General features: G+C 61.7%; 15 protein-coding genes and 1 pseudogene. 11 read left to right on the plus strand and 5 right to left on the minus strand.

From position 1 onward, the window contains the following. Window positions 1-39 precede the first annotated feature (39 nt). Window positions 40-741, plus strand: a complete 702-nt coding sequence (locus tag MKK04_RS11585; RefSeq protein WP_207837196.1) for a response regulator — start codon at window positions 40-42, stop codon at window positions 739-741. Here the strand turns inward: MKK04_RS11585 and MKK04_RS11590 are convergent. After that, a complete protein-coding gene (locus MKK04_RS11590; protein ID WP_207837199.1) occupies window positions 738-2,228 on the minus strand; it encodes a sensor histidine kinase in 1,491 nt (496 codons plus the stop codon). The two genes, MKK04_RS11585 and MKK04_RS11590, sit on opposite strands and share 4 nt — an antisense overlap. A gap of 71 nt (window positions 2,229-2,299) precedes the next feature. Between MKK04_RS11590 and MKK04_RS11595 the strand changes: the two genes are divergently transcribed. Continuing rightward, window positions 2,300-8,245, plus strand: a complete 5,946-nt coding sequence (locus MKK04_RS11595; protein ID WP_207837201.1) for a peroxidase family protein — start codon at window positions 2,300-2,302, stop codon at window positions 8,243-8,245. A gap of 20 nt (window positions 8,246-8,265) precedes the next feature. On the opposite strand, the pseudogene MKK04_RS11600 reads toward MKK04_RS11595, so the two are convergent. Together MKK04_RS11600 and MKK04_RS11605 are read right to left on the minus strand one after the other, a co-directional pair. Next, window positions 8,266-8,403 (minus strand): annotated as a pseudogene (locus MKK04_RS11600) (integrase); the annotation flags it as partial. A gap of 153 nt (window positions 8,404-8,556) precedes the next feature. Then, window positions 8,557-9,471 (minus strand): LysR family transcriptional regulator, encoded by a 915-nt coding sequence (locus tag MKK04_RS11605; protein WP_233687440.1) that lies wholly within the window; start codon window positions 9,469-9,471, stop codon window positions 8,557-8,559. A 206-nt stretch (window positions 9,472-9,677) separates the two neighbouring features. Here MKK04_RS11605 and MKK04_RS11610 point away from each other — a divergent pair, with 206 nt between their 5' ends. From MKK04_RS11610 to MKK04_RS11620, 3 genes are all read left to right on the plus strand, one after another. Continuing rightward, window positions 9,678-10,700, plus strand: a complete 1,023-nt coding sequence (locus tag MKK04_RS11610) for a zinc-dependent alcohol dehydrogenase family protein (RefSeq protein ID WP_063913469.1) — start codon at window positions 9,678-9,680, stop codon at window positions 10,698-10,700. Between the two features lie 513 nt (window positions 10,701-11,213). Continuing rightward, window positions 11,214-12,599, plus strand: coding sequence for a hypothetical protein (locus tag MKK04_RS11615; RefSeq protein WP_233687439.1), 1,386 nt, complete (start codon window positions 11,214-11,216; stop codon window positions 12,597-12,599). Further along, entirely contained in the window at window positions 12,599-13,954 is a 1,356-nt protein-coding gene (locus MKK04_RS11620; protein WP_207837211.1) for a GntR family transcriptional regulator, read from the plus strand. The genes MKK04_RS11615 and MKK04_RS11620 overlap by 1 nt, the downstream gene beginning before the upstream one ends. A gap of 315 nt (window positions 13,955-14,269) precedes the next feature. Here MKK04_RS11620 and MKK04_RS11625 read toward each other — a convergent pair whose 3' ends face one another. Beyond that, window positions 14,270-15,580, minus strand: coding sequence for an MFS transporter (locus tag MKK04_RS11625; protein ID WP_241106621.1), 1,311 nt, complete (start codon window positions 15,578-15,580; stop codon window positions 14,270-14,272). Between the two features lie 66 nt (window positions 15,581-15,646). Beyond that, a complete protein-coding gene (locus tag MKK04_RS11630; protein WP_233687436.1) occupies window positions 15,647-16,960 on the minus strand; it encodes an L-fuconate dehydratase in 1,314 nt (437 codons plus the stop codon). Between the two features lie 101 nt (window positions 16,961-17,061). Here MKK04_RS11630 and MKK04_RS11635 point away from each other — a divergent pair, with 101 nt between their 5' ends. From MKK04_RS11635 to MKK04_RS11660, 6 genes are all read left to right on the plus strand, one after another. Further along, the gene (locus MKK04_RS11635; RefSeq protein WP_207837983.1) at window positions 17,062-18,009 is read left to right on the plus strand and encodes a LysR family transcriptional regulator; all 948 of its coding nucleotides are present in this window, start codon (window positions 17,062-17,064) and stop codon (window positions 18,007-18,009) included. Window positions 18,010-18,043: 34 nt separating this feature from the next. Beyond that, window positions 18,044-18,997, plus strand: coding sequence for a LysR family transcriptional regulator (locus tag MKK04_RS11640; RefSeq protein WP_207837985.1), 954 nt, complete (start codon window positions 18,044-18,046; stop codon window positions 18,995-18,997). A 285-nt stretch (window positions 18,998-19,282) separates the two neighbouring features. Then, window positions 19,283-20,824: a UxaA family hydrolase gene (locus MKK04_RS11645; RefSeq protein ID WP_241106622.1), complete on the plus strand. Its 1,542-nt coding sequence runs from the start codon at window positions 19,283-19,285 to the stop codon at window positions 20,822-20,824. Between the two features lie 35 nt (window positions 20,825-20,859). Then, complete coding sequence (locus MKK04_RS11650; protein WP_241106623.1) at window positions 20,860-21,918, plus strand: Ldh family oxidoreductase; 1,059 nt, start codon at window positions 20,860-20,862, stop codon at window positions 21,916-21,918. Between the two features lie 20 nt (window positions 21,919-21,938). Next, on the plus strand, window positions 21,939-23,156 hold the full coding sequence (locus MKK04_RS11655) for a fumarylacetoacetate hydrolase family protein (RefSeq protein ID WP_241106624.1): 1,218 nt from the start codon (window positions 21,939-21,941) through the stop codon (window positions 23,154-23,156). 89 nt (window positions 23,157-23,245) lie between these two features. Beyond that, window positions 23,246-24,562, plus strand: a complete 1,317-nt coding sequence (locus tag MKK04_RS11660) for an MFS transporter (RefSeq protein ID WP_402801601.1) — start codon at window positions 23,246-23,248, stop codon at window positions 24,560-24,562. Window positions 24,563-24,622: the final 60 nt, after the last annotated feature.

Raw genomic sequence — 24,622 nt, forward strand, 5'->3', positions numbered from 1 at the left:
GACTCTTCGTTCGAGTGCTAGTCCTATCGGGAGCGCGTCATGAATCCGTTCATTCGTATCGGCATTGTCGACGACCATCCGTTGTTGCGTGAGGGCGTTGCCAACATACTGAGAAGACGGGCGGATATTCAGGTCATGGAACAGGGCGCCAGTGCGCAAGATGCCAAGGATATCGCCCAGAGGGTGCGTCCGGATGTGATGCTGATGGACGTCAATATGCCGGGTGATGTTTTCGCTGCGGTGCGGTTCATTTCCACTGAACTATCGGATGTGAGGGTCCTGATGCTGACGGTTTCAGAATCCGAAAATGACGCCTTTTTGGCGCTGGATGCCGGTGCGCTCGGGTATGTGTTGAAAGGTGTCAGCGGACCGGAACTGGTCACGGCTATCAGGTTAGTTGCCAAGGGGCAAACGTATATCACCCCCGATTTTGTCAACAAACTGCTGAGTAACTTCAAGAAACATGAAGCGGAGAATCACGCGTTTGATCTGACCCAGCGCGAGGAGCAAGTTATTTATGAGGTTTCAAAAGGGTTGACTAATAGGGAGGTTGCGTCAAAGCTGTTTATAAGCGAAAAAACAGTCAAGCACTACATGAGTTGTGTGATGCAGAAGTTGCACGTACGAAATCGTGTCGAAGCGGTCACGGCCCTACGTTATTACAGGGAGCGCGAAGCTCTCGGGCGATTGCACATCGGCGCAGGGAAAACACCAATGTATGCCCGGAGCCGCTCTGACTAAAGTTTGAACTGTGCATTGATCGACGTTCCTGATGTACTAGAGTCGATGCTGAACAACCCGCCCAGAGATTCAACGCGATAACGCAAACCGGCGAGCCCTAATCTGGTTCTGCCGGATATATCGAGTTGCATGGCGTCCGCCGCCATACCCGGACCACTATCCCTGACGCTGATATTTAATACCTGATCAATGTATTGCGCTTGGATGACCTGACCCTCGCCGTTGGCATGACGGTAAGCGTTGTTGAGGGCTTCTTGCACAAAACGGTACAAACAGAGTTTGAGCGGCAGCGGCGTGGCGTCAGGTAGCGGCCCTAGGGCTAAGTTGACCTTGGTGCCGGTACGTTGCTCGTGCCGTTGCGCCACCAGTTGCAAATCTTCCACCAAGTTCAAATCGTTAATTTCCGGAAGTGCCAGACCTCGTGATAAATCGCGGATCTCCCGCAGTGCGTCGGTGGCGGCACCACGAATGGTTTCGAACGCCTCCTGATCGACATCCGAGCAGTTTTCGGTCAACTCGTCGAGCCAGATTAGAATCAATGTCAATAACTGCGCCGGCCCGTCGTGCAGGTCTGCACCAATCCGCCTCAAGTTGAGTTCGTTGACTCGAGAAAACTCCTGGGTCGCTGTCGCCATCTTGAGCTGGAGTTCGGCATTGCTGATGTGTAAGCGGGTTTGCTCCTGCAGCCGCAAGTGCAGCGCCACTTGTTGCTGCTGAATAATCTTGTCACCGCGTCGCACGATGAAGAAAAGCAGCGCCAGCATTGCCAACGTCGCGGCGCCCACGACCCCCCATACCTGCTGTCGGACGCGATTGATCTCGAGCTCCAGAGTATCGGCCTTTTCATAAAATTCGCCCACAGCGATGATTTTCCTGGAGCTTAAATCCCGCAGGGGCGCGTAGATCTCGTAGAGCGGAACGTTTAGATTGCGCTCGAACTCGTTCTCATTCTGGCTCAGCTCTTCAAGGGCAGTGACCACTTTGCCCTTAAGCGCCTCGGTGATCTCGTCTATTGGGAATTTGTGGTTGGTGATGGCTTTATTCGTGCTGTAGACCACCGTGCCATCCGCTCGCCAGATCTTGATCGAGACAATGTGTTGATTTAACGCACGATTTTCCATGAGGCGGTCCAGGGACTGGACACTTGCAGTCGAAAGGCTGTTGTCCCGGATCATCTCCTGCACATAGGGTTCCAGAAACGCTTCCATGTAGTGGGCGCCTGCTTCTGCCGCGCTTTGTACTGCGGCACTTTCTATTCGTTCGCTTACCAGCTTGCCGACGGAGAACATGGTCAGTCCCAGGATCACCGCAGCGGCAATGACAAACTGGGTCGAGTGACTTAGTTTGCGCGCTCGGCCCCTGATCCGGGTGCGCCAGATTCCATTGCGAACCTCCTCGCAAACAGGAGGGGCTGGTTCGACCAAAGGCTGAGCTTCATCTGCGATAGAAGTCTCATTTTTTGATTCGACCTTTGCATCTTTTGCCATCGGCTTGGTTCCCTGATCATCGTGATAAGTCGTTTGAAAAACCCAGCAACTCAGGATATCTGGAGACTGACATGTATGGGCTAAAGCGCTTCACTCTTAATCAAAACGATATTTCGTTTCTTGACCAGCAGGTTACGTTCCCGACCATTCATGTCGTCGGTTATAATGCCGCCGGCGATCCTCTTTACGGCTACAGTGGTTCGGACGGCAAGGTCCATGTGCTCGGTATACTCGGCAGCTTCAATCCCCTGGATATTCCGGTCGGCGAATCCCGCTGGTACAACGGCGCACGGGACCCGATCGGCTTGCGCGACGTCTCCGGTCACTTCAATAACCTGACCCAGGACGGACAGAGCTGGGGCAGTTTTGGTCAGAACTTCATTCGCCTGACCCATTCGGACTACACGCATTACGTTCATCAGAACCTGGATAACGCCGCATTGGCCGGACCGGGCATTCCCGCCGGTGTCACGCCCATAGCTGACAGTAGCTCACTGTATAGCGATCCAACAGCTTCACTAGTGGACTACACCCCCCGGATGATCAGCCAGACCATCGTCAGTGGCGGGGTAACTTTTGCTACCGATGCCAACGGGTACATCCAGCATACCGACACGGGCGTAGCGATCGTTACTGATCCGGGGATTCTGGGCACCATTGGCGAGGTGGATAGCACCTCACCGGATTCCGGGCAGTACTACATTCGCAACCAGAACACCGTCAGCGGTGACCCGTCGACAACCGGCTGGTTCACCTTGTTCGGGCAGTTTTTCGACCATGGGCTGGATTTCATCAACAAACCCAATCAGAACGCGACGATCACTATTCCTCTGGCGCCGGATGATCCGCTGTACGGCTCCATCGGCCCGGACGGGCAGCCGGTTTACTCGATCAAAGTGCATCGGGCTTCGGTCAGCGAAGTGGACGGTCAAGGCCAGGCGCAATACGTCAACCTTGACTCGCCCTACATCGATCAGAATCAGACTTACGGCTCCAATGAGGCTGTGACTCAATTGCTGCGTCAATGGGTGGCGGACCCCAATCACCCCGGCCAGTTCATCGCGGGTGCGGCGCTGTTTGACGGCACAACCTTAAGCGACGAAGCCTCCTGGACCCTCAACGGTGTGCTGACCCATCAGACGTTGCCGACCCTGAGCGAATTGCGCGCTCATGTGCTGGCCACCGGTCGCGACGATCTGACCTGGGACGATATCGTGAACTTCCGCGTGCGGGATGCCAACGGCCATGTACTGGATGCCGATCCTGGGACCGCCGGTGTACAAGCGGTTTACACCCGCGAGGCGATCCTGCTGGACATGAACCCGCACTTTGATGATATGCATATCGATCAAGCGAAACTGATGTCGCTGGATGCGCACATCACCAGCATCACGTTCGACACGAACAACCCTTATGGGATGGTCATCAATTATGACAATTCGGGTCCGAAAAACTTGTTCAGCTTTGTCAACTTTTCCGACTTCTCCATCAGCGCGGTTCCCGGCAGTGCCGATTTTGCGGTGGCCAACGAGTTGCTGCTGCAGTCGGTGGGTGATCACTACGTTGCCGGTGATGGTCGGGTGAACGAAAACTTCGGCCTCACCGCCATTCACCACATATTCCATGAAGACCACAACGTGCAGCTAATCAACCTGCAGAACGAGGTGCTGGGGCAGACAGACGTCAATGTGCGGCATAACTGGCAGGTCCAGGTGAGCAACGGTAGCGGCGGTTTTTACACTGATGCCAACGGTAATTTCACTCTGCCCGATGGCGTCACCGTGTCCTGGGATCAGGACAAACTGTTCTATGCCACCAAGTTGACCGTGGAAATGGAATACCAGCACGTTGCGATCGACCAATACGCGCGTTTGATCACCCCGGATTTGCCAGAGTTTGTGACCTATGACTCGGGCATTAACGCCAATATTTCTCTGGAGTATGGCCAAGCCGCGTTTCGTTTCGGCCACTCGCAACTACGCGAAACCATCGATGCTCTGGAAAAAAATGCCAGTGGTGGCTACGACCTGACCGGTGCAATCACTCACTACGCGCTAGAGCAGGCTTTTCTCAACCCCGGCGGTTTTGCCGAGGTGGGGCCGACAGCCATTGCTCTGGGCATGACCCGGCAGATCAGCAACGAAATCGACGAATTCGTGACCCCGGCCCTGCAACAAGGCTTGCTCGGTCAACCGCTGGACCTCGCGACCATCAACCTGGCTCGTGGTCGCGACTTGGGTCTGCCTACCCTGAACCAGGCGCGTCAGCAGATTCACGATGCACTCGTCGAGGAGAGGGCGTCGCCGGCAGGCGCGCAGCATCACACGAACCTGATCGTGGATGGCTTGACGCCCTATACCAGTTGGAGTGACTTCGCCAACAACATGATTCACCCCGAGTCACTGGTGAATTTCATCGCCGCCTATTCATTTGATGGTGATGTGGCCCATGCCCAAGCCATCATCGATGCCGATACCTCAGGTGCTACCACCAACTATGCCGGCGGCAGCGTCACGGCTGAAGAGGCGGCCTATTTCCTTTCCGGTGCGGCAGATGCCAACGGCAATCATGTGGCCGGTTACGACGGCTACAACGCGATTGATCTGTGGATCGGTGGCCTCGCGGAGAAACATGTCTACACCGGGCAACTGGGCACCACCTTCAACGCTATCTTCGAGGATCAGATGGAACGGTTGATGGATGGCGACCGTTTCTATTATCTGTTCCGCCTTGATCTCGGCTTGCCGGCGATGACCAACCTCAACGAACAGGTAGTGACCGAGCAATTCAAGGACATCATTGAACGCACCACCGATGCCCGGCACCTGGCCGGTGATGTATTCGGTTACGCCGACAGCTACATCGAACTGAGCAACACCGACTCCGGCGCAAGTGCGACGGCGTACAAGGGCGAGCACAAATATGGCACGCTGATTGAGGCGAACCATGTCGGCGTTTACTCAAGCGGTGGCGCGGGCGGAATTGGCGGTAACGGCTTGCTGGTCAGCCTGACCAGCCCGGAAACGCATACCGCTCAAACCTATATCCGTGACTACCGTCCGGACCAGGGCCAGAACCCTGATGGCACAGCGGCAGTGGGCTACAACTCGCACGAAGTATTGTCTGGCACTGACTACAACGACTGGCTCGACGCTGGCGATGGCGACGATACGATCTATGGCGAAGGTGGCGATGACATCCTTGATGGCAAGGCCGGTGCCGACCATATCTATGGCGGTGACGGCAACGATGTGATCTACGGCGGTGATATCGAAGACTTCCTCGATGGTGGGGAAGGGGACGACACCATCTATGCCGGGACCAGCGCAGGTGCCCTCGATGTGGTGATTGGCGGTAATGGCAACGATCACCTCTACGGTGAAGCCGGGATCGACGAGTTGTACGGTGGCGCTGGCAATGACTACATCGATGCCGGCGGCGACACTGATCTTGTGCATGGCGGTGACGGTAACGACGAGATCTACGGTGGCGACGGCCCGGACATTCTGTTCGGTGAGGACGGCGATGACATCATTTCCGGCGGTTCCACTGGCGACCAGGAGTTCGGCGGTGTCGGTGACGACATTCTGCTGCCTGGCCTGGGTGGCGCTCCGGGTCAAGGTGACGGCGATGAGGCCCTCGGTGACGTGGGCTTCGACATCGCGGCCTTTAGCGATGTGAACATTGCCCTGGATGCGGCGGCAGACCTTAACAATCAGAATATCGTGGCGGCGCCGGGCACCGCTGTGCTGTTCCAGCCGTTCAACGCCTTGCTGACAGACATTGAGGGTTTGATCGGTTCACGCTTCAGCGATAGTCGTGCAAGCACGACGACTCCGGCCAACCCTCAGGCGGGGCTGATCGGTAATGCCACGGAAAACTGGTTGATAGGCGGCAGCGGCGACGATGTTTCTCAAGGTAATGGCGGAAATGACGTAATCGTCGGCGATTCGATCAAACTCGCCGATCTGAATCACTTGCTCGCCAGTCAGGGGTTCGCTCAGCACTTTACTGGACTGCAAGCGGCCCGTCTGGACTTCATTTTGGGTGATAACCACGCAGCCCCAGGCACGGCCGATGGCGCAGCCGATGAAGCGCTGTACAGTGGCAATTTTGCCGACTACAGCATTACCAAGTTCACCGACATTCGGCTGGGTGGCGAGTTGATCACGGCGTTCAAAGTGGTGGATTTGCGGGTCGGCGCGGCGAATGTCGATGGCACTGATATCGTGACTGGCATTGAAAAACTGCGCTTCGCCGACCGCACAGTCAACCTGAACATCACCAACAGTCTGCCAACCGGCAATGCGTTGCTGTCGGGGTTTGCCACTGCGCCGACCACACCTAGCCGTCCGGTGCCGGCTCAATACCGGCTGACCGCCATTACCTCAACCATACAGGACGCTGACGGCTTGCCTGGGCCAAGTGGGTTCACCTTCCAATGGCAAGCACTGGTGGGCGCGGCCTGGATCAGTATTGCCGGGGCGAATGCTTCGACCTTTGCGCCCACCTCGGCGCAGTTCGGCCAGCAGCTACGGGTCATCACCACTTACACCGACAACAACGGCACAGTGGAACAGCTGACGTCCGACCCTTCGGAAGCGGTAGGGCGCTTCATCGAAGGCACCAACTTCTTCGGCAACACGCTCAATGGCACCAACTATCAGGACATCTTGATGGGTTACTCGGGTAATGACGTCCTCAACGGCGGACTGGGTTCCGACTTACTGGACGGCGGTAGCGGTAACGACACGATGCTGGGTAACGCCGGCAACGACACTTACAGGGTGGATGCCAATGGCGATGCGGTTCAGGAAAACCTGAACGAAGGCACCGACACGGTCTTGTCGTCGGTCAGCTACACCCTGGGTGCCAACGTCGAGAACCTGAGCTTGCAGGGGGCGAACAACATAAACGGCGCAGGTAACGGGCTGGACAACGTCATCCATGGCAATAGCGGTAACAACCAGCTTAGCGGTGTGGCCGGCAACGACACCGTCTTTGGTGAGGCAGGCAACGATACGCTGCTGGCATCGCTGAATGACGGCAACGACCACTATGACGGCGGTACGGGCACCGATACCTATGACTTATCGGCCACATCGGCGTCGGCCACGGTCGATTTGCTTGTTGGCACGTCAACCAGCACCCAAACCGGCAATGACTCCCTGACCGACATCGAGAACGTCACCGGCAGTTCTGGCGTCGATCACATCCAGGGCGACAGCGTTAGCAACCTTTTGCAAGGCCAGGGCGGCAACGACTGGATCGACGGTGGCAGCGGAGACGACATCCTGGTCGGTGGGCAAGGTCTGGACAGCCTGTTTGGTGGTCTTGGTAATGATACCTTCCGGGCGTCGGTCAATGACGGCAATGACAGCTACGAGGGTGGTGGCGACACTGATACCTACGACCTGTCGGGGACCTTGGCCAACGCCACGGTCAACCTGTCTACTGGCCTGGCGAGCAGTTCGCAAACCGGTAATGACACCTTGAGCGGCATCGAGAATGTTCTCGGCAGCAACGGTACCAACAGCTTGACCGGCGATAGCGCCAACAATGCCCTGACCGGGCAAGGCGGCATCGACACCCTCATTGGTGGAGGCGGCGCTGACACACTGACCGGCAACGGCAACCGCGACATTTTGACCGGTGGGGCGGGGGCGGACATCTTTATGTTCAGCGCAATGAACGACTCCGGCACTTCGACCGCTAGCCGCGATGTGATCACCGACTTTGCGCAGGGAGCTGACCACATCGATCTGACGCTGATCGATGCCCGCACTTCCGGCGCAGGTTCCGCCGGTAATCAGGACTTTGCCTTCCTTGGCGAGTGGAATGGCGTCGGCACTGAGTTCAGTAACCAAGCGCAATTGAAGTACCACTTCGCCAATGTCGGTGGGGTTGAACACACGTATGTGGAGGGCAATGTCAACAGCGGTAATGGCGCAGATTTCCAGATTGATCTGGTCGGGCATGTCGCCCTGACAGCGAGCGATTTCGTCGGCGTGGTGTAAGGCTTTCAACCAAAAACGGCGCCCTCCTTGAGCCAGGTCTGGACCTGCAAGTACACGCCGGGGACTTCGCCATCGGCGTACTTGCCGGGGGCGGTCACGCTGCGCAGGAAGGCATCGCTGAGTTTTTGCCGGAACGCCGGTGCGGGATGGGTCGGCAAAATCTGGGGGTATCGTTTTCAGGAAATGAAAAGTACCCCAAACGATACCCCCAGTTACGTTGGAAATGAGTGGAATACGACGGATGGCAACGGACAGAAAATTCGCCTATCTATCTGTATTTGCAGAGGTTATTGGAATTCAGTAGAACTCGCTCACAGGCTATCGGGGTCGCCGAAGAACATCTGTATCCGCGACCGCAACCACCGCTCCGCCGGGTCATTGTCCTGCGCCCCGCGCCAGGCCATGTGCAGCTCGAAACTGCGCACATCCAACGGCAGATCCTCGGCCCGCAACCCACCCGCCGCGGTCAGCGCATCCGCCGTGTAGTCCGGCACCGTAGCGACAATATCGGTGCCCGCCAGCAAGCTCCCCAGCCCGTTGAACTGCGGCACCGCCAGCACCACATGGCGCTTGCGGCCAATTTCCTCCAGGGCCTCGTCGATGAACCCCGACAGGTCCCCGGCAAACGACACCAGCGCATGCGGGCGCGCGCAGAAGTCGTCCAGGGTGATGGTGCCGGGCACGCTGTCGGCTCGCAGCAGTTTCGGCATGCTGCGGCGCAGCACCTTGCGCTTGGCGTTGGCTGGCAGTTCGCTGGTGTAACTGACCCCCACCGAGATCTCGCCCGAGGCCAGCAGCGTCGGCATCAGCAGGTAATTGACCCGACGTACCACCAGCACGATACCTGGCGCTTCGGCGCGGATGCGCTTGAGCAACTGCGGCAGCAGGGCAAATTCGGCGTCGTCCGACAGGCCGATGCGGAACACAGCATTGCTGGTGGCCGGGTCGAATTCGGCAGCGCGGCTGACCGCAGTGGAAATCGAGTCCAGCGCCGGGGACAGCAGGGAGAATATTTCGTGGGCCCGGGCCGACGGCTCCATGCTGCGGCCGGTGCGCACGAACAGTGGGTCGTCGAACAGGTTGCGCAGGCGTGACAGGGCCGCGCTGATGGCGGGCTGGCCGAGGAACAGTTTTTCCGCGGCACGGGTCACGCTGCGCTCGTGCATCAGCGTTTCGAACACGATCAGCAGGTTGAGGTCTACGCGACGCAGGTCGTTTCGATTCATCGGTGCGCTTCGCCTAAAGTGGGGCAGAGGTGAATCTTAAGGCCAAAGGCTGGTACCCTGCACGGGTTTAGGGGGACCAATCGCAGGGAAAGTCAGGTGCCCAATCGATGACAAGCATGTCGACTATTAATGACCACTGATGGTCTATCCGGCAAAGCCCGGATAGAGTTCGTGGTAATTAGAGGTTCACAATGGCGAGGTATGCGATGTCCCGCATGATCCGTTTCCACAAGTTCGGCGCTGCCGATGTGCTCCGTTGCGAGGAGCAGCCCGAACAGTCACCCGCTGCCGGCGAGGTACAGATCCGCGTCGAGGCGGTTGGCGTCAGCTGGTATGACGTGCTCTGGCGCCAGAACCTGGCACCATCCCAGGCACGCCTGCCGGCGGGGATCGGCCACGAGATGGCCGGGGTGGTGACCGCGGTTGGCGAAGGGGTCGAGGATATTGCCGTGGGCGACCGGGTTGCCAGCTTCCCGGCCACCAGTGCCAACGACCACCCCGTGTATGGCGATGTCATCGTGCTGCCGCGTACGGCCATTACCCGTTATCCGGATGTACTTACCCCGATCGAGGCCAGCGTGCACTACACGCCGCTGCTGATCGCCTATTTCGCCTACGTTGACCTGGCCCGGGCCAAGGCCGGGCAGACCGCGCTGGTCACCGACGCCAGCCACTGCGCGGGCCCTGCCTTCGTGCAACTGGGCAAGGCCCTGGGGCTGAAGGTGTTCGCCGCCACCAAGGAGGCGGAACAGCGTGAGTACCTGCTGGGCCTGGGCGCCGACAAGGTGATTGTCACCGAAGAACAGGACCTGCTGCTGCAGATTGGCAAGTACACCGATGGCCGTGGCGTGGACATGGTCCTCGATGGCATGGGCGGGCCGCAGATGTCGCTGCTGGGCGATGTGCTGGCACCGCGTGGCAGCCTGGTGCTGTATGGCCTGCAAGGCGGCAATCAGACGCCGTTCCCGGCCTGCGCGGCATTCCAGAAGAACATCCAGTTCCATGTGCATTGCATTGGCAACTTCACCGGCAAGCCGGAACTGGGCATCAGCCAGGACCAGGTGGCACTACAGCGCGCCCTGCGCGATATCAACCAGTTCACCGCCGACCAGTTGCTGACACCGCAGATCATCAAGGTGTACCCGTTCGAGCAGGTAGTAGAAGCGCATCGCTACATGGACCAATGCCCGTGTGGCGGGCGTGTGGTGCTGGACATGGCGCAACACTGACGGCTGTTTGCATTATCAGGAAACCCGGGCAGAGTCCCGGGTTTTTTGTGCCCGGTACATAAGGTTGATGCTCAAAAGAAGAATGTTCCTACAATAAAGAGCGAAGCGGACTACATTTGGCGCGATTATTCAGTGGCTCGTGGAAATATTCCGCCAAGTTTTTTGGCTTGAACTGTTTTTGCCTGGCGGTCAATGTGTTTTCTCACTTCGGCTGAATGGTTTTTTTACCTTGATCTGTATCTTCTATTCGCCTTGCATCCCTCGATAATGGCTCAATGATGGTTTGCGCAAGGAGCGTGGAATGAGCATGGCTATGCCCGAGCCAGGGCGGTACATGGCAGCGGCGGGGCGTCGCAGCGACGCGTTTTTCTCGATGGCATGGCGACAGTGACTGGTTACGTCATTACTTCCTTTTAGTTGTAGGGAATTTCTTCTGGCCAAGTTCAGGGCATGTTGACGTTCAGGTCTTCTGTTCAATGTGCGCTGGCTGCATGAAGTTGATGAGGTGATTACGTGACTGCTATTCACGACCAGGCAATGCATTATATCTACCAGCAAGTGCTCGAGCGCTTGCTCAGTCACATGTCACAAGCGCAGCGGGCTTCCTTGCAGTTGCTGATACAACGGTTGCTGGTTGCTGCGGGCGGGCCCGAATACATCGGCACCTTCCGCTTGCTGGTGCTGCAAGGCAACGATCGCCGCAGCGCCCGGCTGCTGGCCATGCTGCGTGCCGCGCAACTGAGTATCGCCCTGCGTGCGCCGGTCACCTTCCAGCTGCGGGTGCTGGTGGTCAGCCTGCCGGTGGCTGGCAGCGCCACGCTCGAAGGCCATGAGCGCAGCTTCAGTGCGCTGTTCATGCAGGATGACCCGCGGGTGCAGCTGCAGATGATCGAGGGACGTGAAGTGGTGCCGTTCAGCCGGCACCCCGCTGCCGCGCCCGAACGCTGGCTGTTGGCGAGGGACGCCATGCTGATGTTCGGTCACCTGGTCGATGCCAGTCCCGAAGCACTGCTAGGTAGCCGGCTGCACCTGGAACTGGCGGGTGCCGTGGGGTTTGCGTTGCAGGCACAGGCAGCCGCGGATGTATTGATCACCGGCATCCCCGCGCACCAGCGTCGCCGGTACCTGGCCTGGGCCCGGCGCAGCCTGCGCCTGGCTGGGGAGCGTGGTCCGCATGGGGTGCATCAATGCCTGGCGGCGCTGGCCCATGGGCTGAGTCGGCTGAACGGCAGCATCGGGGTACCGCTGGGCGCCCTGACGGCGTCGGCATCGGGGGCTGTGCAGCGGGATACGCCGGTGCGGGTAATTGCCATTGATGACCTGTTGCCGCCGTTGCTCGAAGCGCAGCAACTCGACCTCATGCTCGGTGGTTGCTTCGAGGCTGCCGAGGATGCCTGGTCATTGACTGCCTTCGTCGATCCGTTGGCGCCGGCTCAGTTGCACGAACTGCGCGCACGCAGTCTCGAGCCGCAGGCCAGTCGCCCGGCATTGCGGCTGGCTGGCCAGCCGGAAGGCATCAAGCGGCGTGATGTGAATCAGCTGCAGCTCGGCAAGGCCTACGGTATCAACCAGATCCAACAGGTATGCCTGCTGTTCAGCCCGTTCGCCAGGCAGGGGAAAAACCTCGAGCGTTTTCTGCAATGTCGGCATGCCGACATGCTGGTGGCGTTGCCTTACCTGCATCGGGCGTTGCAGGGTAAACCCTGCCCTGATGCGGTGAAAAACTGGCTGGTAAACACCAGTGGCCTGCCGCTGGGGCAACTGCGGGTGATCTATGACGGGCGCCTGCCGCTGGCCTCCTGGCGCCTGATGAGCCACCTGGCCCGTCGCGATGTACAACTGCGGTTGCTGCCACGGCAGGCCTCGGGGCGGCGGCGTGGTCATGCGGGGCTGCCTTGATGGAGCAATCGGCCCGCGGCGAGTTTGCCTACCGCAAGGTCTATCGCTACCTGGAAGCCTTGATCGGCCAGGCGCAAGGCAGTGGCCCATGCCGTTTACCGTCGCTGCGGGCATTGTCCCGGCGGCTGAGGGTGTCACTGGCCACCGTGCAGAGTGCCTACGGCCTTTTGGAGGAGGAGGGCCGCGTGCAGTGCCTGCCGAGGTCGGGCTACTACGTACAGGGTGCTGGCAAGGGGGACGCCGCGGCCATGCCCCGGCAGCCACCCTTGCCGGCACAGTCGATGCTGGAGCGGGCCCTGTTCACCCACGAGCGGCGCCTGGCACGTCAGCGCATGCACAGTGTTGCCCCTTGGGAAGCGCCCGGCAACGCCCGCCTACGCAATGCCGTTGCCGAGCGCTATACCCGCTCCTCCAGCCAGTACTGGTCTGCCGAGGACGTTCAGCTGGCCCCTGATGTGCAGGCGTTACTGGAGACGGTGCTGGCGGCGTTGGCCCTGCAAGGGGGGACCGTGCTGGTGCACTCGCCCTGTTGTTGGCAGGTGTTGCGCGCTTTGGCACGTGCCGGCATGCGTGTGCTGGAGGTGCCACTGGATACCCGCGGCAACCCGGATCTGCGCGCCCTGGCCCGGCTGCTGGGGAGCGAGCCGGTACGCATGCTGGTCATGCCGTCGTGCCTTGGCATGCCGCAGGGGCGGCTGTTTTCAGCGCACTACCAGCAGCAGCTTGGCCAGTTGCTCGGCCAGCACCCTGTATGGTTGCTGGAAAACGACCTGGACAGTGAGCACTGTTACAGCGGGCCGCCGAATACGCGCCTGCGCGATTGGGTCGACCCCCGCTGGCTATTGGTGATGGGGGCGTTCGATGCCGCGGTGGGGGGCGAGGCGCCCTATGCCTACCTGCTGGGCCATGATGCCGTGCTGGCCAGGGCGTTCGCTGAACGTGCATTCCGGCTTGCACCGCTGCGCCTGCAAGCGCTGGCGCACATGCTGGGTAAAGGTGAGATCGAGGCGCAACTGGTGAGGTTGCGCACGGACCTGCATAAGCGCATGCAATGCCTGGCGCATGCGCTGCAGCAGCAGTTCGGCCAGCGGGTGGCGTTGGAAATGCCGGAGGGTGGGTGGACACTGTGGGTGCGCTTTCGCCAGCCGTTGTCGTGGGAGGGTATTGCTGAAGCGCTGGCTGGTTCGGCACTGCACGCACTGCCGGGTGAGCAGTTCAGCCTGCAGGGGCGCTACCAGCAGTACCTGGCGTTGGCGTGGCTGGGTGATCACCCGGAGGAACTGCAACAGGCTGTCGAGCGCCTGGCCCAGTCGCTGGAACTGCGCTGCGGCCGGCCCGCCGGGGTTGCACCTTGAGCTGCCGGGGTCGCGTTGCAACCCGTTGCACCCACAAGGTCCCTGCCAATGCAACGAGTCAGGCGTTGACCTTGTGGGAAATTGCCCAGCCCTTTGGGCGGCGCTGTCGCACAGATAACTGAATTCGCAAGCGATCCTCGTACCCTGTGGGAGCGGCTTTAGCCGCGAAGCATCCAGCGCGGTGCATGGCACCGGCTGCGCCGGTGTTCGCGGCTGAAGCCGCTCCCACAGGGTCCCTGCTAATTCAATGAGTTATGTGCAGTTCTATGAGAGCCGGCTTGCCGGCGATGAGGCCCTGGCAGGTAAAACCTCCTGTCAGCGATGCGCTTGCTCCTGCCCCTGCCGCAAGCGGGTACTGACCAGCGCGGCTACCACCAGCAACGCGGCAATGATCCACAAGCCATTTCGGGTACTGCCGGTAGCCTGCTCGATCAGGCCCATCACCGATGGCCCGACGAAACCGCCAAACAGGCCGCAGGTGGTGACAAAGGCCAACCCGGCCGCCAGCGCGCTGCCGCTCAGGCGGCTGGAGGGGAAGACGAAGATGATCGACTGGACCACGAACAGCATCAGGGCAGTCAGCGAAAACCCGATCAGGCCGATGAACGAGTTGGACAGCGACGCCAGCAGCAGCCCGGCGGCCATGGTCAGCAGGCCGAAGAACAGCAAGGTGCGGCACCGGCGCGGCGAGGTGGCCAGGCGCGGGAAGGTGGCGGCGCCGATGGCGGCGGCAACCCACGGTACGGCGGTCAGCAGGCCGACCTGGAAGGGCGACAGCGCGCCGTAGGTGCCGATGATGCCCGGCAGGAAGAAAATCACCGTGTAGATGGTGATCTGGTGCACGAAGTACACCACGATCGCCAGCCAGATCTGCCGGTCGCGGAACATCTGCCCCAGCTTGCTCTGCTGCGGTGCGGCGGCCCGTTCGGCGGCCAGGCGGCGCTCGATGTCCTCGGCATCGGTGGCCGACAGCCAGGGTGCCGAGGCTGGGCCATCAGGCAATTTCTTCCATACCACATAGGCCAGGGCCACGGCGGACAGGCCTTCGAGCACGAACAGCCATTGCCAGCCGTGCCAACCCAGCACACCGTCCATTTCCAGCAAGGCGCCCCCCAGCGGGCCGCTGAGGATATTGGCCAGGCACACGCCCAGCAGGAAGTAACCCGTGGCGCGGGCACGCTGTTCACGGTCGAACCAGTAGGTCAGGTACAGCATCACGCCAGGGAACAGGCCCGCTTCGGCCACCCCCAGCAACAGGCGCATGATGTAGAACGAGGTTTCGCCCTGGACGAAGGCCATGCCCGCCGAGAGCAGGCCCCAGGTGATCATGATGCGGGTGATCCAGAAACGTGCGCCCACCCGATGCATGATCAGGTTGCTGGGTACTTCGGCCAGGGCATAGGTAAGAAAGATCAGGCCGGCGCCCAGGCCATAGGCCGCCGCCGACAGGCCGAGGTCGATACCCATGCTGGCCTTGGCCAGGGCAATGTTGGTCCGGTCAAGGAAGCTCATCACGTAGACAACGATGAGCAGCGGCAGCAATTTGCCCAGCAGCAGGCCGTTAAGGCGCTGTTCGGTGGTAGCGGCAGGGGCGGGGGCCGCTGCAGTACCGGTGAGGATTGTCATTGTTTTTTTCCCCGTGAAAAGTACTGGTGGCGCGCCGCGCAAAGGCGGCACACCCAGGTCTGTGGGTCAGGAACGGTTGATGTCGAGCCACACCGCGCCGTTGGGGTACTGGTAGCGTTCCAGAGTCTCGGCATGCATTTCGATGCTGTAGCCCGGGCGTTGCGGCGGCATGTAGCGCCCGCGGCGGATCACCACCGGGTCGATGAAATGCTCGTGCAGGTGGTCGACGTATTCCAGCACCCGGTTGTGCAGCGAGGCCGACACCGCGATGTAGTCGAACAGGGCAATGTTCTGCACATATTCGCACAGGCCGACACCGCCGCCGTGCGGGCACACCGGCACGTCGTACCTGGCAGCCATCAGCAGCACGATCAGCACTTCATTCAGGCCGCCCAGGCGAGCCGCGTCCAGCTGGCAGAAGTCCAGCGCGCCGGCCTGGAACATCTGCTTGAACATCACCCGGTTGTGGCAATGTTCACCGGTGGCCACGCCAATCGGCGCAATACGCTGGCGGATGGTGGCGTGGCCGAGGATGTCGTCCGGGCTGGTCGGTTCTTCGATCCACAGTGGTTCGAAGGCGGCCAGGCGGCGCATGTTGGCGACCGACTCCTCAACGCCCCATACCTGGTTGGCATCCATCATCAGGGTGCGCTCCCAGCCAATTTCGTCGCGCAGGATGCTGGCACGGCGAATGTCTTCTTCCAGGTCCGCACCGATCTTCTGCTTGATATGGGTCCAGCCATCCTCCACCGCCTCGCGGGCCAGTTTGCGCATCTTTGCTTCGCTGTAGCCCAGCCAGCCTGGCGCAGTGGTGTAGCCGGGGTAGCCTTCGCGCAGCATCTGTGCCTCGCGCTGGGCCTTGCCCGGTGCCTGGCGGCGCAGCAGGGCGATGGCTTCTTCGGGGGTGAGCACGTCGGTGACGTAGCTGAAGTCCAGGCAGCGCACCAGCTGCTCGGGCGTCATGTCGGCCAGCAGCTTCCACACTGGCTTGCCCTCATGTTTGGCCCACAGGTCCCACACGGCATTGATGATGGCGGCGGTGGCCAGGTGGATCACGCCTTTTTCCGGGCCCAGCCAGCGCAACTGGCTGTCGCTGACGGTGAAACGATGCCAGAAACCGCCCATGTCGCCAGTGATTTCCTCCAAGGTGAGGCCAACGATCAGCGGCGCCAGCGACTGCACCGCCGCCGCGCAAATCTCGTTGCCACGGCCGATGGTGAAGGTCAGGCCGTGGCCTTCGAGCGCCTCGGCGTCGGTGTGCAGCACCACGTAGGCTGCCGAATAGTCGGGGGCGCTGTTCATGGCGTCGGAGCCATCCAGCGACAGCGAAGTGGGGAAACGAATGTCGCGAACGCTCAGGTGGGTAATACGTATGCTCATGGTCGGCTCTTGTTCTGTTCAAGCACAGGGAGACCTGACTGTAGGTTGTCGAGCGATACAGGCATAATCGCCAATTCTTAACCAGCGATACCGGATTCGATATGTCTCGCTTGCCACTCGACAGCGCCCAGGCGCCTGCCAGCCTCGGCGCATTGAAGATTTCCAGCCGGCAGATCACGTTGCTCAACGCCTTGGGCGAGTTCGCTAACCTGCGCCGTGCTGCCGCGGCGATGCACACCACGCAACCGGCAGCCAGCCTGTTGCTGCAGCAGCTTGAGGAGCGCCTGGGCGTACGCTTGTTCGAGCGTTTGCCACGGGGAATGCAAGCGACGTTGTATGGCGAAGTGATGATCCGCTATGCGCAGAACGCGCTGCATGAGTTCGAGCATGCCCAGGCGCAGATTGCCGAGCTGGCGCGCGGGGCCCTGGGCCTGGTGCGGGTGGGCAGCGTCATGGGGCCGGTGCCGGGCGTGCTGACCAAGGCGGTACTGGCCTACAAGCGCGACCACCCCAAGGTGCGTATTTCCCTGGAAGTCGGCACCAGCGACACCTTGCTGCCGGCCTTGCTGCGCGGCGACTTCGACATGGTGGTGGGGCGCCTGCCGGACCAGAGCGACAGCCAGGACCTGAACATCGAACTGTTCGAAGGCGGTGAGCAGATGCGCGTGATCGCCCGCGCCGGCCACCCGCTGGCCAATGCGGCCGGGCTGCAACTGGCCGACCTGGTGACGCTTACCTGGATCCTGCACCCCATCGGCAGCCCGATGCGCCGCCGTGTCGAAAGCGCGCTGCAGGCCGGTGGCATGGTGCAGTCGCTGGATATCGTCGAAACTGCCTCGATCCTGGCTACCACCGCCATGCTCGAAGCCTCCGAGATGATTGCGGTGGTGCCCGATGACGTGGCCAAGCATTATGCCCGCTATGGCATGGTCGCCATCCTGCCTGTGGAGCTGCCGCTGGCGATGGCCAACCTGGGCGTGCTGACCTTGCGCGCGCGGCCCAACTCGGTTGCCCTGGACACCTTGCTGCACTACCTGCGGGCGCAATAGCCCTGCCTTTTCACTTGCCTGAGGCCCTGCGTCAATGCCGCCGGAGATGACCCATTCCAGCTTTTGCAACTGGATCCGCTACAAGCACCTGGTGCTGATCGACACCTTGGCGCGCACCCGCAACATGCACGCCACCGCCACGCGCATGAACCTCAGCCAGCCGGCACTGAGCAAGATGTTGCGTGACCTTGAGGAGCAGTTCGGCTTCGCCCTGTTCGAGCGCCTGCCGCGTAGCATGCCACCCACCGAACTGGGCGAATACGTGGTGCGTTATGCCCAGGGCGCGCTGGCCGAGTCACAACAGTTCGTCGACCAGGTCAACCGCCTGCGCAACGGCGGGCACGGCTTTATCCGCGTCGGCGGGATCTTTGCCGCCACCGCGCTGGTGCTGCCGCAGGCCATCGCCGCGATCAAGGCGCGCAGCCCATTGCTGTCGATCGAAGTGGTGGAGCATTCCAGCGATCACTTGTTGACCATGCTGGAGCAGAACAAGCTCGACATCATGATTGGCCGCTTCACTGAAGAACGCTTCAGTCAATTGTTCGACTTCCAGCCCCTGGAGCCCGAACCGTTCAGCCTGGTGGTCAACAGCGAGCACCCGCTCAACCAGCTGGAAAGCACGCCGTTGAAAGCGCTGGGCGATTGGCCATGGGTGCTGTACCCGGTAGGCACGCCGATCCGCAACCGCCTGGAGCAGGCCTTCCGGGTTGCCGGCATTGCCACGCCAGCCGACAGCGTCGAAACCATCTCCATGCCGATGTTCCTGCAACTGCTGCAAGCGGCGCCGATGATCGCCATGTTGCCGCGCTCGATGGTTGCCGCGCAGCTGGCCAGCGGCCAACTGAAAGAGTTGCGCAGCCCCTTGCACCTGGCGGCGCTGGAGTACGGCGTGGTTACCCGCAAGGATGAGCCGCTGAGCGCTTCGGCCCGCGCGTTTGTCGAGATCTTGCTGGAGGGGGCTCGGCGCCGTCAGCAGGAGCAGGGGTGAAGCCCATGGGGTCGCTGCGCAGCCCATCGCAGGCAAGCCAGCTCCCACGGGTACAGCACAAGGTTCAAGGCATGCGCTGTACCTGTGGGAGCAGGCAAGCCCGCGAAGGGCTGCAGAGCAGCCCCAATGGCCCTAAAATGCGATTGATAAACAGGCACTAATATCTGTTTTTGATAACCCAGGGTTATCGCTCGATCGGATCATCTCATTGGGAATGTTGCCCAAGGCTTCTTACAGTGGTCGCAGCCATAACAAGAAGTCAGCCGCACCGCCCTGAGAGGTCCCATGCAACTGATTGCCAAGTCCGGTGACCTTGCCGTCATCCGTCTCAACCCGCTGGACAACGTGCTCATCGCCCGCCAGGCCCTGCCGCAAGGCCTGCGCCTGGACGCCGAGGCGATTACCGTGCGCCAGCCGATCCCTTCGGGCCACAAGGTCGCTGCCGAACGGGTGGAGCAGGGCCAGCCCCTGCGCCGTTACGGGCAGATCATCGGTTTTGCCTCGCAGGCCATCGAAGCCGGCGAACACGTGCATGTGCACAACGTGCAGATGGGCGATTTCGCCCGTGACTACGCCTTTGGTGTCGACACCCGCAACCAGCCCGGCAGCGAAGCGCAGTTTCAGGGCATCGTGCGCGCCGATGGCCGGGTCGCTACCCGCAACTATATCGGCATCCTCACCTCGGTGAACTGCTCGGCAACCGTGGCCCGGGCCGTGGCCGACCATTTCCGCCGCGACATTCACCCTGAAGTGCTGGCCGCTTACCCGAACATCGACGGCGTGGTGGCGCTGACCCACGGCGCCGGCTGTGCGGTGGACCCCAGCGGTGAAGCCCTGGGCCTGTTGCGTCGCACCCTGGCCGGGTACGCCGTACATCCCAATTTTGCCGCCGTGCTGATCATTGGTCTGGGCTGCGAAACCAACCAGATCGAAAGCCTGCTGGAAACCCAGGGCCTGCAGGCCAGCGCCCAGCTGCGCGCGTTCACCATCCAGGGTATCGGCGGCACTTCCAAAACCATCGCTGCCGGCATCGAACAGGTCAAGGCGCTGCTGGCCGAGGCCAACCAGGTACAGCGTCAACCGGTCAGTGCGCGGCACCTGGTGGTCGGCCTGCAGTGTGGCGGTTCCGATGGCTATTCCGGCATTACCGCCAACCCTGCGTTGGGCAATGCCGTCGACCGCCTGGTGGCGGCCGGTGGCACCGCGATCCTGTCCGAGACCCCGGAAATCTACGGTGCCGAGCACCTGCTGACCCGCCGGGCGGTCAGCCGCGAGGTCGGCGAAAAGCTGGTGGCCCGCATCCGCTGGTGGGAAGACTACTGCCAGCGCATGAACGCCGCACTGAACAACAACCCCTCGGCCGGCAACAAGGCCGGGGGCCTGACCACCATCCTCGAGAAGTCCCTCGGCGCGGTGGCCAAGGCCGGCTCCAGCAACCTGGTCGACGTGTACCAGTACGCGGAAGCGGTGCGTGCCCAGGGCCTGGTGTTCATGGATACCCCCGGCTACGACCCGGTTTCGGCCACCGGCCAGGTGGCTGGCGGGGCCAACCTGATCGCCTTCACCACCGGCCGTGGCTCGGCCTACGGCTGCGCCCCGGCGCCGTCGATCAAGCTGGCGACCAACAACCGGGTGTTCGAGCACCAGGAAGAAGACATGGACGTCAATTGCGGCGGCATCGCCGACGGCTCCACCAGCATCGAGGAACGCGGCGCATTCATCTTCCAGCAGATGCTGCGCATCGCTTCCGGGGAGCGCAGCAAGAGCGAACAGCACGGCTACGGGCAGAACGAGTTCGTGCCCTGGCAGATCGGTGCCGTGACCTGATCGCCAAGCCCTGTCCCATTTCCGAGGCAACCGCAATGACTCAAACCACACATTACAACGTGCAAGCGCTTACCACCTTCGTCGAGCGGCTGTTCGAAAAGGCCGGCGCCGATACCGAAGTTGCCCAGGTCGTGACCCGGGTACTGCTCGAAGGCGAATTGCTGGGCCATCGCACCCATGGCCTGAACCTGGTCAGCCGCTACATCGACGGCATGCACAGCGGGCAGGTCAAGGCCCGTGCACAGGCACTGGAGCAGGTGTCCGACAGTGGTATTTCCAGCCTGTTCGATGGCCACTACGTGTTGGGGCCGTACTGCGTCAGCCGTGCTTTGGACTGCGCGGCAAAAGGCGCGGCCGGGCAGGGCATCGGTATCGCCGTGGTACGCCGCGCCGCGCATATCGGCTGCCTGGCAGCCTACCTCAAGCCCTACACCGACCAGGGCCTGGTGGCCGTGCTGTATTCCTCGGACCCGTCAGTGGGGCTGGTCTGCGCCCATGGCGGCGTCGACCCGGTCTACACCCCCAACCCGATTGCCGCGGGTATCCCGACCCGGGGCGAGCCGATTCTGCTGGACGTCAGCATGTCTACCGTCACCCTCGGCCTGGTCGGCCAGTGCCGCGATGCCGGCAGCCGTCTGCCACACCCGGTGCTGGTGAGCAATGACGGGCAACTGAGCGACGACCCGCGTGACTTCTTCACCAGCCCGCCAGGCAGCATCCTGCCCCTGGGTGGCCAGGCCTTTGGCCACAAAGGGTTTGCTCTGGCGCTGCTGGTCGAAGCCCTGACCTCGGGGCTGGCCGGCCACGGGCGCAAGGATGCACCAGACCAGTGGGGGGCCTCGGCCACGGCCGTGGTCATCGACCCGCGTTTCTTCGGTGGCCTGCAAGCGTTCACCGACGAAACCAGCTTCCTCGGCCAGCTGGTCCTGGCCAGCCGGCCGCTCGATGCTGAGCGCCCGGTGCGCCTGCCTGGGCAAGCTGGCCTCGCCCTGCGCCGCCAAGCGCTGGAGCAGGGGGCACGTCTTTCACCACAGCTGGTGGCTGACCTTGACCGGCTGGCCGTGCAGCTGCAACTGCCAGCACTTTCCCAATGAATGACAGTAAGGGTACACAGATGACTGATCGAGCGAACGGCAAGCGACCGCTGCCTCTGAATCACGATGCCAGCGCGTTCGACAGCGGCAGTTGGGTAGGGCGGGTCTGGCTGCCGGAGCAGGGCCCTGCGGTGGTGCTGGTGAAGGCCGGCGCCGTGCACGATATCAGCCCCTATGTAGCCACTGTCTCGGCCCTGCTGGAAGTGGCCGACCCGGTCGCCTACCTGCGCAGCCTGCCGCTGGCCGAACCGCTGGTCGGGCTGCCAGCCTTGCTGGGCAACAGCGACCCGGCCCAGCGCGACCCGCACCAGCCATGGCTGCTGGCACCCATCGACCTGCAGGCGGTGAAGGCCGCTGGTGTGACCTTCGCCACCAGCCTGCTGGAGCGCGTGGTGGAAGAGCAGGCCAAGGGCGACCCGGCCAAGGCCGATGCAATCCGTGACACCTTGGCCAGCCGCATCGGCGCCGACCTGTCGCAGATCGTGCCGGGCTCGGCCCAGGCCGAAGCGCTGCGCAAGGTGCTGGTGGAGCAAGGCCTTTGGTCGCAGTACCTGGAAGTGGGTATTGGCCCGGATGCCGAGGTGTTCACCAAGGCTCAGCCGCTGTCGGCGGTCGGCCACGGCGCCGACATTGGCATCCACCCCAAGTCGAGCTGGAACAACCCGGAGCCGGAGGTGGTGCTGGCGGTGTCGAGTGATGGTCGCATCAAGGGCGCGATGCTCGGCAACGACGTCAACCTGCGCGACTTCGAAGGCCGCAGCGCCTTGCTGCTGTCAAAAGCCAAGGACAACAATGCCTCCACCGCGCTGGGCCCGCTGCTGCGCCTGTTCGACGAAAGTTTCGGGCTGGATGATGTGCGCGCCGCCGAAGTGGACTTGCAGGTGACGGGCGAAGACGGTTTCATCCTCGCCGGCCGCAGCTCCATGCGCCAGATCAGCCGCGACCCGCAGGACCTGGTGCAGCAAACCCTCAACGAGAACCATCAGTACCCCGACGGCCTGGTGCTGTTCCTCGGTACCTTGTTCGCCCCTACGCAGGACCGCGACCAACCGGGCAACGGTTTCACCCACAAGCCGGGCGATGTGGTGAGCATCAGCAACCCGCACCTGGGTACCCTGTGCAACCGCGTGACCACCAGCGACCTGGCGCCGCAGTGGGACTTTGGCCTGCGTGCGCTGATCCACAGCCTCGGCCGGCGCGGGCTGCTGGAGGTCGCAACCACCGCGCGCCAGCCTTGAGCGGCGCGCTGCGTCAGGGAGGGCGTAGCATCAACGAAGGATCGTCAAGGCGCTGACAGCGCGGCAACAATAATAATAAAGGTCATCACATGAAGCCTATGAAGAAGTACCAACGCATCACCGTCGTGTTCCTGCTGCTGATCGGTATCGTCAACTACCTGGACCGTAGTGCGCTGTCGATCGCCAACACCTCGATCCAGAAAGACATGATGATCAGCCCGTCGCAGATGGGCATCCTGTTGTCGGCGTTTTCCATTGCCTATGCCTTCGCCCAGCTGCCGATGGGCATGATCATCGACCGCCTGGGCAGCAAGATCGCCCTCGGCGCCTCGCTGCTGGGCTGGTCGGTGGCACAGGCCGCGTTCGGCATGGTCAACAGCTTTGCCGGCTTCATGGGCCTGCGGGTGCTGCTGGGGATTGGCGAGGCACCGATGTTCCCGTCGGCGGCCAAGGCCCTGTCGGAGTGGTTCGATGCCAACGAACGCGGCACCCCGACCGGCGTGGTCTGGTCCTCGACCTGCCTCGGCCCGTGCCTGGCGCCACCCTTGCTGACACTGTTCATGGTCAACTTCGGCTGGCGCGGCATGTTCATCATCACAGGCGTGATCGGCGTGGTGCTGGCGCTGTGCTGGTTGACCTTCTACAAAAGCAAGGCACGCTACCTGGCGGAGCTTGCTGCCGAAGGCAAGCCGCTGCCAGGCGAACAGCCGGCGCCGGTAGCCGCTGCACCAGCGCCGAAGGCCTCCTACTTTGCCGGCTGGCTCGACCTGTTCAAGCACCGCAGCACCTGGGGTGCGGTACTGGGCTTCATGGGCGTGATCTACATGCTCTGGCTGCACCTGACCTGGCTACCTGGCTACTTCGAGCGTGAGCACGGCCTGGACCTGTACAAGACTGCCTGGGTGGTGTCGCTGGCCTACGGCTTTGGCGCAGCGGGCACGATCGTCGCCGGGCGCTTCTGCGACGTGCTGGTCAAGCGCGGCATGAGCGTGCTGGCCAGTCGCAAGTTCAGCGTCATCACCGGCCTGGTGCTGGCGGCACTGTTCACCTTGCCGCTGTCGTTCGTCACCGGCCTGACCGGTTGCATCATCCTGCTGTGCCTGGCGTTGTTCAGCATCAACATGGCCAGTGCCACCGCCTGGATGATCGTCAACACCATCGTCGACAGCCAGCGCGTGGCCTCGTTTGGCTCGATCCAGAACTTCGGCGGCTACATTGCCGGCTCGGTGGCGCCGATCGTCACCGGCTTCAGCATCCAGTACTCGGGTTCGTTCACCACGGCGTTCATGATCAGTGCAGGGGTGGCGCTGTGTTCGGCGGTGGCGTACTTCCTGCTGCTGCAGGCGCCGATTGGCAGTGCCAAGGTCAAGGCGGCGGAGATGGTCGGGGCGACGGAACAGGTGTGAATTCCGGGGGGCGCTTTGCGCCCCAATCGCGACGCAAGGCCGCTCCCACAGGTATCGTGC

The sequence above is a fragment of the Pseudomonas sp. LS.1a genome (assembly GCF_022533585.1).
Lineage (GTDB): Bacteria > Pseudomonadota > Gammaproteobacteria > Pseudomonadales > Pseudomonadaceae > Aquipseudomonas.

What these genes read in the sequence shown, in the direction of transcription:
- MKK04_RS11590 (WP_207837199.1), bottom strand. Translation starts at nt 2,228, where the DNA reads ATGGCAAAAGATGCAAAGGTCGAATCAAAAAATGAGACTTCTATCGCA.
- MKK04_RS11655 (WP_241106624.1), top strand. Translation starts at nt 21,939, where the DNA reads ATGACTGATCGAGCGAACGGCAAGCGACCGCTGCCTCTGAATCACGAT.
- MKK04_RS11585 (WP_207837196.1), top strand. Translation starts at nt 40, where the DNA reads ATGAATCCGTTCATTCGTATCGGCATTGTCGACGACCATCCGTTGTTG.
- MKK04_RS11635 (WP_207837983.1), top strand. Translation starts at nt 17,062, where the DNA reads ATGTCTCGCTTGCCACTCGACAGCGCCCAGGCGCCTGCCAGCCTCGGC.
- MKK04_RS11645 (WP_241106622.1), top strand. Translation starts at nt 19,283, where the DNA reads ATGCAACTGATTGCCAAGTCCGGTGACCTTGCCGTCATCCGTCTCAAC.
- MKK04_RS11605 (WP_233687440.1), bottom strand. Translation starts at nt 9,471, where the DNA reads ATGAATCGAAACGACCTGCGTCGCGTAGACCTCAACCTGCTGATCGTG.
- MKK04_RS11660 (WP_402801601.1), top strand. Translation starts at nt 23,246, where the DNA reads ATGAAGCCTATGAAGAAGTACCAACGCATCACCGTCGTGTTCCTGCTG.
- MKK04_RS11625 (WP_241106621.1), bottom strand. Translation starts at nt 15,580, where the DNA reads ATGACAATCCTCACCGGTACTGCAGCGGCCCCCGCCCCTGCCGCTACC.
- MKK04_RS11650 (WP_241106623.1), top strand. Translation starts at nt 20,860, where the DNA reads ATGACTCAAACCACACATTACAACGTGCAAGCGCTTACCACCTTCGTC.
- MKK04_RS11595 (WP_207837201.1), top strand. Translation starts at nt 2,300, where the DNA reads ATGTATGGGCTAAAGCGCTTCACTCTTAATCAAAACGATATTTCGTTT.
- MKK04_RS11620 (WP_207837211.1), top strand. Translation starts at nt 12,599, where the DNA reads ATGGAGCAATCGGCCCGCGGCGAGTTTGCCTACCGCAAGGTCTATCGC.
- MKK04_RS11640 (WP_207837985.1), top strand. Translation starts at nt 18,044, where the DNA reads ATGCCGCCGGAGATGACCCATTCCAGCTTTTGCAACTGGATCCGCTAC.
- MKK04_RS11630 (WP_233687436.1), bottom strand. Translation starts at nt 16,960, where the DNA reads ATGAGCATACGTATTACCCACCTGAGCGTTCGCGACATTCGTTTCCCC.
- MKK04_RS11610 (WP_063913469.1), top strand. Translation starts at nt 9,678, where the DNA reads ATGTCCCGCATGATCCGTTTCCACAAGTTCGGCGCTGCCGATGTGCTC.